Annotated in this window: 9 protein-coding genes and 1 pseudogene; 3 read left to right on the top strand and 7 right to left on the bottom strand. The window is 57.7% G+C overall.

Annotated elements, in window-relative coordinates; all coding sequences use genetic code 11:
• Positions 1–38: 38 nt before the first annotated feature.
• Together AB4N76_RS25695 and AB4N76_RS25690 are read right to left on the bottom strand one after the other, a co-directional pair.
• On the bottom strand, positions 39–1,481 hold the full coding sequence (locus AB4N76_RS25695) for an MBL fold metallo-hydrolase (protein WP_460163721.1): 1,443 nt from the start codon (positions 1,479–1,481) through the stop codon (positions 39–41).
• Between the two features lie 4 nt (positions 1,482–1,485).
• Positions 1,486–3,438 (bottom strand): gluzincin family metallopeptidase, encoded by a 1,953-nt coding sequence (locus tag AB4N76_RS25690; protein WP_046028015.1) that lies wholly within the window; start codon positions 3,436–3,438, stop codon positions 1,486–1,488.
• A 359-nt stretch (positions 3,439–3,797) separates the two neighbouring features.
• Between AB4N76_RS25690 and AB4N76_RS25685 the strand changes: the two genes are divergently transcribed.
• Entirely contained in the window at positions 3,798–4,901 is a 1,104-nt protein-coding gene (locus AB4N76_RS25685; protein WP_046028016.1) for a hypothetical protein, read from the top strand.
• 234 nt (positions 4,902–5,135) lie between these two features.
• Positions 5,136–5,342 (top strand): hypothetical protein, encoded by a 207-nt coding sequence (locus tag AB4N76_RS25680; RefSeq protein ID WP_046028017.1) that lies wholly within the window; start codon positions 5,136–5,138, stop codon positions 5,340–5,342.
• A 93-nt stretch (positions 5,343–5,435) separates the two neighbouring features.
• Here the strand turns inward: AB4N76_RS25680 and AB4N76_RS25675 are convergent.
• The 4 genes and pseudogenes from AB4N76_RS25675 to AB4N76_RS25660 all read right to left on the bottom strand — a co-directional run bounded on the left by AB4N76_RS25675 (position 5,436) and on the right by AB4N76_RS25660 (position 11,737).
• Positions 5,436–6,853: pseudogene (locus tag AB4N76_RS25675) on the bottom strand (efflux transporter outer membrane subunit).
• Positions 6,853–10,044: an efflux RND transporter permease subunit gene (locus tag AB4N76_RS25670; RefSeq protein WP_460163720.1), complete on the bottom strand. Its 3,192-nt coding sequence runs from the start codon at positions 10,042–10,044 to the stop codon at positions 6,853–6,855. Before AB4N76_RS25670 ends, AB4N76_RS25675 begins: the two are co-directional and overlap by 1 nt.
• A gap of 12 nt (positions 10,045–10,056) precedes the next feature.
• The gene (gene mexE / locus AB4N76_RS25665) at positions 10,057–11,316 is read right to left on the bottom strand and encodes a multidrug efflux RND transporter periplasmic adaptor subunit MexE (protein WP_223523678.1); all 1,260 of its coding nucleotides are present in this window, start codon (positions 11,314–11,316) and stop codon (positions 10,057–10,059) included.
• A gap of 142 nt (positions 11,317–11,458) precedes the next feature.
• Positions 11,459–11,737, bottom strand: a complete 279-nt coding sequence (locus AB4N76_RS25660; RefSeq protein WP_046028022.1) for a LysR family transcriptional regulator — start codon at positions 11,735–11,737, stop codon at positions 11,459–11,461.
• A 170-nt stretch (positions 11,738–11,907) separates the two neighbouring features.
• On the opposite strand from AB4N76_RS25660, the gene AB4N76_RS25655 reads away from it, so the two are divergent.
• Entirely contained in the window at positions 11,908–12,501 is a 594-nt protein-coding gene (locus AB4N76_RS25655; RefSeq protein WP_460163719.1) for a TetR/AcrR family transcriptional regulator, read from the top strand.
• A gap of 122 nt (positions 12,502–12,623) precedes the next feature.
• Here the strand turns inward: AB4N76_RS25655 and AB4N76_RS25650 are convergent, their stop codons facing one another.
• Positions 12,624–12,950 (bottom strand): hypothetical protein, encoded by a 327-nt coding sequence (locus tag AB4N76_RS25650; protein ID WP_109788133.1) that lies wholly within the window; start codon positions 12,948–12,950, stop codon positions 12,624–12,626.
• Positions 12,951–13,280 lie beyond the last annotated feature (330 nt).

Genomic DNA, 13,280 nt, shown 5'->3' with positions numbered 1-13,280 from the left:
TCCTGTACCTGTTGGTCATTGGTCGGGGTGAGGTGAATTCAGTACGGGATCAATAACTCCACCCACAACTCATCGGGCGCATAACTTAACGTGACCGGGTTAGCCGGATCCGTCGGTGAGTTGGCGAAGGCCTTGATTTCGCTTGCAGGGTTTCCATCCCCGGAAACGATCCGCTGTCTGGTACGTTGCTGCAAGGCACTCAGGAGATCCGGGTAAGGCATATTCCAGTCATTGCCTTTCGCCACATCGGCGACCACCGGGATCATCGCCACCAACCTGGAATCATTCATCTTTTCCAATCCTGCGGCACGAGCAGTGGCGTTATGGCTGCAATGGTGGCCGACTTTGTAAAGCGTGGCCCGAGCGAGGATGTCGTCTCGGGTCAGCGGCAGAGGCTTCCCTGACATAGCGTCTTTGGGGTAAGTCTGGTCGCCCCAGGACAGCCAGTTGCCCACCTGGGCATCGCCTGGAAAGAGCAGGATCTGGCCGTCCGGCAACTCGAACGCCAGGACCAGACTGGTGTTGTTGGTGTCCGAATCCATTTTCAGGGCCAGGGTTTCCGCGCCGTCCAGCCATTCGTCCTCAATGCAGCGCCATTGGTCAACGCTGCCAAAATAGCGCTGCTCGACGCTGGTCGACTCTTCATCCCCCCCGCCATGGGTATCCGTTTCATCTGCGACCCTGGAGAAAGGTCGCTGATAAGGCGGCGCGAAGGGTGAGTCGACATTGTCCGGAACCTCGCCTTTGAGTCGCAGCGTGCGTTCCTCCAGCGCCATGGCCTCATCCAGGCTGGTCATGTACACCTCTTTCCCCGCCCCCTTGCTCGGCAAATCCTTGCGCAAGCGCTCTTCGGATCGCGGTGGCCCCATGACATACGCCTTGAGCGCGTCGATGGCGGCGGGTCGCACAACATCACCGGGTTCCAGGTACCGGGTCACTTTCGATCCGGCCTTGTCCTTGAGCTTCTCGATGGTCGTGCGCTTGTCTTTTTCTTTACTGGCCAGCGGGTCGATGAAGGCCGACAGGCCATGCACTGTCTGGATTCGTGCATCCTGGTGCAATGGGGTACCACGCCCGCTAAGGCCGACGACACCCGCCAACGCCACTTTCGCCTTTTTGAATCGGGCGTGCAGTGCGACGGCCTGGGAATCATTCGAGTTCTCGGTCCAGGCCAGCCAGAGTTCACCGATGCGAAAATCATCACCAAAAAAGCGCGCTTGCTCATACAGGAAGCCGCTCGTGTGATCGTGATGCTCGTGGGTTACCACCACCAGGTCGAGCAAGCCGCCAGTGGTTTTTTGAAGGTCGTCGACAATACGCGTCATTGTCTGTTTGGCCCCCGTCACCCCTTGAAGCACACCGCAGTCGATCAAGATGTGGCGGGTGATCCCGGCGTCCAGATAGCGAAGCAGAAAGCAGTCGCCCAAAATCCCGCGGTACATGCGAATCGCCACCTTGCCCTGCAAATCTGCATTGGTCATGGCGTCAGACTCCACGGTGGGTCATGGCAAAGGGGTTATCGTCCGCGCGCGGTTCTCGATAAGTCATGGCCAGAGAGTCGTTGCCGGTTTGCAGGAAGCGCCTCTGGGCATCCAGACGTTCATCGTCATCGATGCGCTTGCGGATGACATAGCGCAGGGTGCCATCACGCAGGTCAATGATCAGTGTCGCGCCCCCTCGGAACGTGAAGTCATAGGAACGGCGATCATCCTTGCGCGGGGCTTGCTGGTCTTCCTTGAGTTGTTGCGCGCTGTCGAAGTAACCGCGACGGCGCTGGGTAATTTCCACGACCAGTTGCCGAAGGTCCTGCCCGTCCGGCCCGGCCCTGCGACACGTGCGGACCGAATGCACCTCCACGGCAGGTTGAACACCATCCCATCCTACAAACAACGCCCCTTGCTTCTTGGTTGCGTCGGGATGGGCCATGAAGAAAATCCCCAAGACCTTCTCCCATTCAGCGTCATGGTCTGACTCTTCCATCAGCCAGTTCCACACCACTTGACGATTATGCTCGGACTGGAGAAATGCATTGCCCCGCAGGTACTGCGGCGTTAAATCAAGTGAGCCACCTGGCCAATTGGATTTGGGCGGTGCCTGAAAGGCCAGCAGGTCATCGGCGGTCAGGGAAAGCTCTTCTGTCTGATAACCCTTCAATGATTCCCAGAGCAAACTGTCCGGCGCCAGTGATAAGCATTTGTCCGGAAAAATGCCGCGTCGACGGAACGCCTGGATAACTGCCAGGCGATAGTGCATGCGGTCGTCCGGTACAAGGTCGTTATCAGCTGTGACAATGGCCCGCAGAAACTCGCCGAAGTGCACATCCACGGGTGGCAAATAGTCCAATGCACGAATGCACATCCTCAGGACATGATCGGCAGCCTTCACGGCTTCGCGGGTCAGGCGTGCGATCAGTTCGGTCGACAGGTTGGCCGTCGATGCCTTGTCATGCCCTGCCAGCCGAAAAAGATCGGTCGTACGTTGCTCGTAAATGGTGATGAATGCGTCGAACACAGCGGCGACCAGTATCGCGCCGCGCTCATGAGGCTCGCTCAATTGTGAAAGCCGCGTAGGGTCAGGCAAGCCGTCCTTGCCCTTTTCGTCGATTGCATCGCGCAATGCCGAGTAGCGCCCCGACGCCTCGCCGAACTGACGGGCCAGGCCGCTCAACCAGGAACGCTCGGTCAGATCCCCACGGCGTGCGGCCAACTGACTGGACACCACTTCCGGCAACGTAAAATGCATCAACAGTGCAACGATGTCGGCGAAGGCTTCATGAAACGCCAGGCTATCAACGCTGGTGGATTCGATGTAACGACGGTGCAAGCCATCCAGAATGGCGTGCGTGGTTTCATGCGCGACAATGTCGTGGGACAACGCCGTGAATATCCAGCCACCCGGCAAGTTCACCCCGGCGTTGCTCAGTGATGCCTTGAAGTAACCGAACAACAACGCCTTTTTTGCCGGGCTGTAGTAGGCATTCGCTTCGCGTAAGGCGTGAGGATAAATACGTAACCGGCGGACATAGCCGTAGGTCAGCTTCTTTGTCCGCTTATCCTCGATAGCTCTGGGTGACCAGAACACTTTGCGCCCCAGTGCCCGCTCGAACAATTTGATGGTTTTCATCGCAACGGCGAAGACCATTTGCTGATGGAAACGCGGGTCGCCCTCCGAAGGCGCGATGCCATCCTGGGCCAACACATGCGGGTCATTCAAGTTAACCGGTTTGTAGAACTGGCCGCTGGTAGGATCGACATCAATGACCTCCAAGTACTCGTTCACCGGCCCCGGCAAGATATCGGGTTCCCAACGCTGCTCCCATGGCAATTCGATGGTGGCGTGGTTGATCCGCACCGTGTCCATTTGAGTCGAGGCTTGTGGGTCGAATGCATACACCCGCAGTTTGCGCATGGCCGGTGGTGCGTAGTCGGACTTGTCCACACTCGATCTCCTTGTCTGACTAACCGTTTAAATTCAACAACGCGAGAAACTGCCAACTGGGAACAGAGCCATAACTCGATATAAGTGGCCGGGCTTCGGATCAGCCATTGGCAATTGACTACCAGTCAAGAGCGCTTAGTGATTGATGTCAAAGAAAGGCATATGAAATTTCGCTATGCGTTCTATTACCAGCAAAATATTGAAAAGCAAGTGATAAGTTACCTTTACACCGGCGTTTATATCCCTGCGCATAATTTGCTAATTCACCACTTGCGATTATATTTTCATCAGCGTTCGCATGAACCGGGTCAGCGCTCGATGCTGCATGAGTCCCCCTCAACTAAGAAGGAGCAGTATCGATGTGGCCCACCCACTTAACAGCAGCGAACTTCAAGTATCACTGGCTGTCGGCATTCGTCTTGTCATTGCTCGCATGGCTGGCGATCGCCATGCCCGCAAAGGCTGAAGTCGCCCGCTTGTTTGTACAACCCGGCGCCACGATCATCGTGGCGCAAGGCAACGAAGAGATCAAAATTGAGGGCACAGCACCTGCAGGTGCACGGGTACTCACCACAGGCACACCCAGCAATTACTGGGTTCTGATCTATACCGCCGCGAACCCGCCTCCTTCAACAGGCGAAGTGCCCATCACTTTTAAGCAAGGCGAAACGTCAAAAACCAACCTGTTCGAAATTACCAATACTCCGACTGCGCAAGACCCCGCATTGATCGGCAAGACAACGCGGCTTCTTTTTGCAATGCTCATATTGGCAGTGATACTCGAATCGGCATTCGCCGTGGTGTTCAACTGGCGAGTCTTCCTGGAGTTCTTTGATGGACGCGGCGTTCGCACGGTCGTGATGTTTCTTGCTGCTTATCTCATCATTAAAAGTTTCAATATCGACTTCGTTGCCGACTTGATGAACATCTATATTTCGCAGGTAACATCCAGTTTTGAAACACGATTCCTGACGGCACTCGTACTTGCCGGTGGTAGTGCAAGCGTCAACTCACTGATGGTCGCCCTGAACTTGCGACAAAATCGCAAGGCTGAAAACATCGCGCCAAAGCCGCCAAAGACCAAGGCTTGGGTCGCCTTGAAAGTACACCGGAATCTTGCGGAAAGAATCGTGGAAATTACACAACAATCAACACCGGTGGTCGATGGCAGCACGCCTCAACGATTAATGGGTGTGATTCGTCCACAAAACGTCTTGCAACGTCTCGCGAAGTACTTTTGGCGTGATGTCGAGCGCGTGCCGATGACTGCCGGCATCGAGGTTGATCCGGGTTTTGAATACACATTCATCATTCGCGGCGTAAACGAGCACGATGAAGTCATTTATTGCGATGCTTCCGGGGTGTTGCTGAAGAAAAAGGAAGAGAAAGAGGAGTACATCCCCACTCCCCGCTCCTATGTATTTGCCGCAGGTGCCATCGTTGATTTTGAGGTCACTCTTTGATGGTGCGAGACAGGGTAGTAAGGCCTCGTTGGCAGCCGCGTCGGGGCAAGTTACCGAGTGTTTACAACCATTCGTCGCATAGGGAAACCTGGCGCTCAACGCGCCAGAGTTCTGGCTTGGGGTTTGCAAAGGCCGATCTGGCATCCCAGAAACGACGTAATTCTGACGCAACGGCCATCCAATTAACGCTTAAGGACCCCAGCGAAACGCTTGGTGAGTCACCGGAGATTTAACGTGTCAACCCTCAGTGAAATCGCAGCGAACCACGCGAGAATGGCAAAAGCACAGGCAGTAGAGTCGATCGCGGTGAGTGAGCGGCACGTTCAAATTGTGGGGAGCTTCGAAGTCCCCTCCCTGGAAGAACAACCTCACATTCCAATGCACTTGATTGCTGGCGCTCAGGACAATCATCTCGGACAGGCACCTGGTTACTCGCTCTGACAGTGATTGTTTGGCGAGGAGTGGCACCAACCGGTTGGTGACCACTCCGCGCACCCTCACCTTTGCCTGCCACTGCCCAGGGAGTCGGGCCACTCAATCCAGTCGCGCGACCTTGTTTTCACCGCTGTCCCAACCACCGCCCAACGATTTGTAGATAGCGACGATCCCTCGATACTGTTCAGTCTCACCCAGCGCCTGAGCATCCTCGGCATTGAGTCGCTCGCGCTGTGCATCCAGCAAAACCAGGTAGTCCACCGTCCCTTCCTGGTACTGGATCGCCGCCAGGTCCGCCGCTGCACGGCTCGACTCGCTTTGCTTGATCAACGAGAGCAAGCGTTGTTGGCGTTTGCCATAGTCGCTGAACGCATTTTCAGATTCTTCCAGCGCCAGCAGCACTTGCTGCTCATAAGTGGCCAAGGCGCCTTCTGCGTTGGCATTGGCACCGCGAATGCGCGCTCGCACACTGCCCAGATCAAAGGCCGCCCAGGTAATGCTCGGGCCCAGTCCCCATGCCCGGGCGGCACTGGAACCTATTTGCGAACCGCGACTCGCGGTGAAACCGAGAAACCCGCTCAAGCTGACCCGAGGGAACAAATCGGCGGTGGCCACGCCGATATCCGCCGTGGCGGACGCCAGTCTGCGCTCGGCGGCAAGGACATCAGGACGCCGGCGCAGTAACTCGGCGGGATTGCCAATCGGCAGTGCTTTGGCGATCGCTGGCAAGTCGGCCGGCTCCAACGACACGCTCAATGTATCCGGGCGCTCGCCCAAGAGCGTGGCGATGCGGTTTTTCTGCCGCACCTGCTCCGCTTGCAGTTGCGGCACCGTCGCCTCGACAGCAGCCAACCGGGCATCGGCACGCACCACGTCGAGCTCATTGCCCACCCCGGCATCACGCAGGCTGACTGTCACAGTGCGCGAGTCTTGCTGATTTTTGAGGTTGGCCAAGGCTATTTTTTTCCCGCAGTTGCGCGCCCCGTAACTGCCCATAGGCATCGACCAACTCGGCAATCATGGTCACGCGAAGTTGATACAGGTCGGCGGCCACGGCGTCTTCCTGAGCGTCGCTGGACTCCAATTGACGCTGGATCCGGCCAAACAGATCGACTTCCCACGCCATGTCCAGGCCCAGGTCATAACGCTCGGTATTGACGCGGTTTTCGGTCTGCCCTGGCACTTGTGCCTTGCCCTGATGGCTGCTCACGCGGCTGGTGACGACCGGCAAGTTGTCGTTGCTGATGTCATCACGAATCGCACGGGCTGCTTTCCAGCGAGCGAAAGCGACCCCAGATTGCGGTTGCCCTCAAGGGATTTGCTCACCAGTTGGTTGAGTGTGGGGTCGTCAAACTGCCGCCACCACACCGTCTCAAATGAGTTTGATCATAGTTGCTGGTCTGTGCCGAGACGACATTCGCAGGTGCCGTGTCAGGTGTTTTGTAATCGGGGCCAACCGTGCAGGCGGCGAGCGCAGCGACCAGAAGACCGGGTAAAAAAAGCGTTGAAGCATTCATCAGTGTGCCTCCGAATTCGAAGCGTTTGCCGGGTGGACATGGGTGACTTGGCGCGCGTTTTTGCGCTCGATGTAGCGACGAATCAGGACAAAGAAAACCGGGGTCAACAGCAATCCGAAGAACGTCACACCGAGCATCCCGGAGAACACCGCCACCCCCATGGCCCGGCGCATTTCCGAACCGGCACCGGTGGACGTCACCAGCGGGATCACCCCCATGATGAACGCGAACGAGGTCATCAGGATCGGCCGCAGACGCATGCGGCAAGCATCCAGGACAGCCTCCAGCGGCGACATGCCTTGCTCTTGTCTGTCCTTGGCGAACTCGACAATCAGAATCGCGTTCTTGCAGGCCAGGCCTACCAGTACGATCAAGCCGATCTGGGTGAAGATGTTGTTGTCGCCCTTGGAAATGATCACCCCGGCAATCGCCGACAGCAGGGTCATCGGGACGATCAGGATCACTGCCAGCGGCAGGCTCCAGCTTTCATACAACGCAGCCAGTACCAGGAACGCCAACAGCACGCAGAGCGGGAACACCAGCAGCGCCGTATTGCCTGACAAAATCTGCTGGAAGGTCAGGTCGGTCCACTCGTAGGTCATGCCATTGGGCAGTTCTTCCTTGAGCAGTTTTTCAATCGCGGCCTGCGCCTGGCCGGAGCTGTAGCCAGGGGCTGCGCTGCCGTTGATTTCCGCGGTGACGAAACCGTTGTAGTGCGAGACCCGATCCGGCCCGGACGTCGGGCTGACGTTGACGAAAGTGGCCAACGGGATCATCTCGCCGCGGTCATTGCGCACCTTCAACTGACCGATTTGCTCGGGTTCCTGACGGAACTGTTGCTCGGCCTGAACATTGACCTGATAGGTACGACCGAAACGGTTGAAGTCGTTGGCATACAGCGACCCGAGATAGACCTGCAACGTGTCGAAAATTTCACTGATCGCGACGCCGTGGGTCTTGGCTTTTTCTCGGTCGATGGCCGCCTCGACTTGCGGCACATTGACCGTGTAGCTGGTGAACAGGTTGGCCAGCTCCGGCACGCTGCGACTCTTGGTGATGATGTTCATGGTTTCTTTGTACAGCTCGTCATAACCCAGGTTGCCCCGGTCTTCGATCTGCAGGCGGAACCCGCCAATAGTGCCCAGGCCTTGAACCGGTGGTGGCGGAAACACCGCAATGTAAGCGTCCTGGATGCTGCCGAACTTGGCGTTCAGTGAAGCGGAAATAGCCCCGGCAGACAGGCTCGGATCCTTGCGTTCATCGAAGGGCCGCAAGCCGATGAACGCGATGCCGGCGTTGGGGCTGTTGGTGAAACCGTTGATCGACAAACCCGGGAATGCCACGGCGCTGTCGAAACCCGGCTCGTTCATCGCGATGGTGCTCATGCGACGGATCACCGACTCGGTGCGATCAAGGCTGGCCGCGTCTGGCAATTGCGCAAAGGTCACCAGGTATTTTTTATCCTGGGTCGGCACGAAACCGGTCGGGGTCGTGCTGAAGCCCAAGTACGTCATCGCGATCAGTCCGGCGTAAACCAGCAAGGCCACACTGCTGCCGCGGATGATTTTGGCCACGGCAACCACATAGCCGTGACTGGCCTTGTCGAAGAACCGGTTGAACGGTTTGAACAACCAGCCACCGAGCACACGATCCAGCACCCGGGAGAAACGGTCTTTTGGCGCGCCGTGGGCCTTGAGCAGGACCGCAGCCAATGCGGGCGACAAGGTCAGAGAGTTGAACGCCGAGATCACCGTCGAAATGGCAATGGTCAACGCGAACTGTTTATAGAACTGTCCGGTCAAGCCGGAAATAAACGCTGCCGGTACGAACACCGCGCACAACACCAAGGCCGTGGCGATGATCGGCCCCGTCACCTCGCCCATGGCTTTTTTGGTCGCCTCGATCGGTTCAAGCCCCGACTCGATGTTGCGCTCGACGTTCTCCACCACCACGATCGCATCGTCGACGACGATCCCGATGGCCAGTACCAGACCGAACAGCGACAGGGCGTTGAGCGAGAATCCGAGCAAGTGCATCACGGCGAATGTGCCGATCAACGACACCGGTACCGCGACCAGTGGAATGATCGAGGCGCGCCAGGTTTGCAGGAACAGAATCACCACCAGCACCACGAGGATCAGTGCTTCAAACAGGGTATGAACCACGGCTTCAATCGAGCTGCGCACGAAGATGGTCGGGTCGTAGACGATCTCGTAGTCCATGCCTTCCGGGAAGTTTTTCTTCAACTCGGCCATCTTCGCCCGCACCTGGTCGGAGATGTCGATGGCATTGGAGCCCGGGCGCTGGAAGATCGGCATCGCCACCGCTTCCTGGTTGTTGAGGAAGGCGCGCAACGCGTATTGGTTGGAACCAAGCTCGACCCGGGCGATGTCTTTGAGGCGGGTAATTTCACCGTTACTGCCCGCGCGGACGATGACGTTTTCGAACTCTTCTTCGGTGACCAACCGCCCCTGAGAGTTGATCGACATCTGGAAACTTGTGGCATTGGGCGCGGGCGGTGACCCCAGTTGCCCGGCCGCGACCTGACGGTTCTGCTCGCGTACCGCGTTGACCACATCGATAGCGGTGAGATTGCGCGACGAGGTTTTCTGAGGGTCAAGCCAGATTCGCAGCGAATAGTCGCCGATACCGAACATCTTCACGTCACCAATACCGTCCAGGCGCGCCAGCTCATCCTTGACGTTGAGGATCGCGTAATTGGACAGGTAGAGCATGTCGTAGCGCTTGTCCGGCGAGACCAGATGCACCAGCAAAGTCAGCTCGGGAGAAGCTTTGTCGACCGTGATACCGATGCGCGTGACTTCCTCGGGCAGCTTGGGTTCGGTGCGGGTCACACGGTTTTGTACCTGGACCTGAGCGTTGTCCAGGTCAGTGCCCAATGCGAACGTCACGGTGAGCGTCAGTCTGCCGTCAGCGGTGGACTGCGAGGACATGTACAGCATGTTCTCGACGCCGGTGATGGCTTGTTCGAGCGGCGCCGCAACGGTTTCACCGATGACCTTGGGGTTGGCCCCCGGGTAGTTGGCATGCACGACCACCGTCGGCGGCACCACTTCGGGGTATTCGCTGATCGGTAGCTGGAACAGCGAGATCACCCCGGCGATCAGGATCAGCAGCGACAGCACCGCCGCGAAGATCGGCCGCGTGATAAAGAACTGAGAGAATTTCATGGCGGTGTTCTCTTATCCGCGAGGTGAAACGGACGCATCCGTTTTCACCAGCGCCGGTGATTTGTCTGAGATCGAGGACGGAGCGGCAGGTTGATTGCCCGCCTCGATGGCCTGACGTTGACGGTTCAGGGTCGCGACGGTTTCCGCATCGGCCATCGGCGCATCCTGCGGGGCGACCACAGCGCCAGGGCGAACCCGTTGCAGGCCGTTGATGACGATGCGGTCCTCTTTCTGCAAGCCGCTGCGCACGATGCGCAAACCTTCGAGCTTCGGCCCAAGATCGACGCTGCGGTACACGGCCTTGTTGTCCTGATCGATCACCAGCACGAACTTCTTGCCCAGGTCGGTGCCCACCGCTTCGTCCTTGATCAGCAGGCCGGCATAGGCTGCGCTGCCCACCAGCTTCAACCGGGCATACAAGCCCGGGGTGTATTGGCCGTCAGCATTGTCGAACACCGCGCGACCACGAATGGTGCCGGTCTTGGGATTGACCCGGTTGTCGACGAAGCTCATTTGTCCGAGGTGGCTGTTGCCCTCCTCGTTCGACAGGCCCATGTACACGGGGGTGGTTTGACTGCGTTGCCCTTGGCGCGAGAGCTGGCTGTATTTGAGGAACAAGCGTTCGTCTGCATCGAAATAGGCATAGACCTTGTCGGTGGAGACCACGCTGGTCAGGGGTGTGGTGTCGGCTGTCACGATGTTGCCGGCGGTGATTTCAGCACGGCTGACACGGCCGGAAATCGGGGCGGTGACGCGGGTGAAACTGAGGTTCAGGCGTGCAAGGTCCAACTGCGCCTGAATGGCATCGACACCGGCCTTGGCTTCTTGCGCGGTGGTGGTGCGGGTGTCAGCCAGCTCGGCGGAAATGGCGTTGCTGCTCAACAGACGCTGACCACGCTGCGCTTCATTACCGGTGCGAACCAGCGTGGCGCGAGCCTGTTGCAGCTGCGCTTCGATACGATGGACTTCGTGTTCGAACGGACGCGGGTCAATCTGGAACAGCAAATCGCCTTTCTTCACCAGCACACCGTCGGTAAAGGCAACACGTTCGATCTGACCGGAAACCCGTGGGCGGACCTCAACGGTTTCCGGTGCTTCCAGACGGGCAGTCACTTCATCCCATTCAGTGATGGGTTGCTCAAGCACTTTGGCGACGGTGACGTGCGGCGCTCCCGGAGCCTGAGCGGCGTTGGGTGTTCGATCACACGCGGTGAGGACCGTCAGAGCCAACACAGCAAGGGGATAACGCAAAGGTTTCAGTGACTGTTCCATGGGGGGTGTCCGCCAGACGGTTTAGGAATTTCCGGATTCTCGACCTCGCGCGAGGTATCGACGAATTGAACGGAGTGAAGTTGGGTATCAACTTAAATGATGGTCGTCATGTTTAAAGGCAAAAAAAGAGACTTACCCCGGTTCAAGCCTTGTTATTCGCCAGCGCATGACACACAGAATCCAGCGCTGGCCCCAGCGTCTGCGCCGCACACAACGCCCGCGCGGTGGGCACCATGGTGCGTCCGTGGCGCTCAAACAATGGGTCGTTGAACAGCCTTCGCAATCGCACCAGGGATCCGCTGACCGCCGGTTGTCCGAGCGACAGTTTCTTCGCGGCACGGCTGACACTGCGCTCCTGCATGAGCGCTTCGAAAACCACCAGCAGATTCAAATCGATACTGCGAAGATCATTACGTTGCATAGATCAGCCCACGTAGAGTGTTGTGGCATGAGCCAGCGGCTCGGGAGTCGCCAGACATTCGCCGACACCGACAAAGCCATTGCGGCGATCTTATATGACGAACATAATAAATAACAACATCTCAGCGACACGTGGCCTTGGCAAGGCCCGTTCGGCGACAGGAGCCGTTCATGAAAGTCACGAAAGACCAGGCAGCAGCCAACAAAGAGGCGATCCTCACTGCCGCGTCCCGCTTGTACCGGGAAAAAGGCATCGACGGGATCGGCATCGGCGAACTGTCGCGTTCAGTCGGCCTGACCCACGGCGGCTTCTACGGACAGTTTCCAGGGGGCAAGGAACAGCTGGCTTCAGAAGCCGTCAGCCGCACGTTCGAGTCCAACATCCAGGATTGGCAAAACGCTAAATCCATACCGGCGCTGATTGAGGGCTACCTGACGCAAAGCCACATGGATAACTGGACCGAAGGCTGCCCCATCCCCGCACTGGCCGCTGACGTCGCCCGAACCGGCGGCACGGTCAGCAGCTCGTTCACCAAAGGTGTTGAGCGCTTGATCGAAACGCTGATGGTGCTTGTCGAAGGCGAAAACCATGAGGAGAATTACAAGGAGTCGCTGCGAATCCTGGCATCGATAGCCGGCGCAATGCTCATTGCCAGGGCGCTGGATAAACCTGAGTTGTCGCAGCAGTTTTTGCAGTCGGTTGTTAGTGCTTGGTCTGCCCCTGCGCCAGAAAAAGAGGATTCATTGCTTGCAGGGCATCGCTGAATTTTCCGACGCCATCGCGAGCAGGCTCGCTCCCACATTGGAATGCGATCAACTGTGGGAGCGAGCCTGCTCGCGAAGAGGCCAGATCAGGCAGCCCGATTGTTGAGCCTGATCCTCAATTTCTAAACCTCAGAGGTCCGTGCCCGCAATCGCCGCCCCACTACATCCAGCACATCACAGCCATCGCGCAATGGAATGGCGCAGAGCAACGCGAAGTCGCTGAGGATGAAGGATTCGCACTCAACCGAACCTCGCATCGAAATGTTCTCCAGCACCTGCGTGACGGCGCGAATTCGATAGTTGGCGGCTTCGTATAAAACATCGAGCGGCGCGTGGGTATCGACGAACAGCGTGGGCATGTCGGTGCAGTTGCCGGTGAGGGCCATGAAGCGGTTGTCGGGGTGGGGGATTGGTTTTTCGTAGGGTGGGTCGGGTGTCAGAGTTTTCATCGATTTAAGTCCTAACGTATGGATAGAAGCCGCCAAAAATCACTTCCACGCAATAGGTGGCGGCTGTACGCAGGTGTGGAAGACCGGGACGTTAGGCACCCGGCGCACTCGAAAGCGCCCCGCGCACAGCCACCATAAAACACAGACGATAAAACACGCCGAACTGGTGGCGCGTGACGCGCCTAACGATAGAAGGGCTTCCACACCCTGTCACTGAATTTGCAGCGACAGGTGAAAGACTATCGATGAGGGCCGACCTGCACCAGTTCATGGAAATCGATACGAGTTGAAGGAAACTTCCGACGAGCTTGCCCAGAAATTTCGCAATTG

The organism is Pseudomonas sp. S2_F03, assembly GCF_054668335.1.
This window is presented reverse-complemented; position numbering and strand designations above follow the sequence as displayed.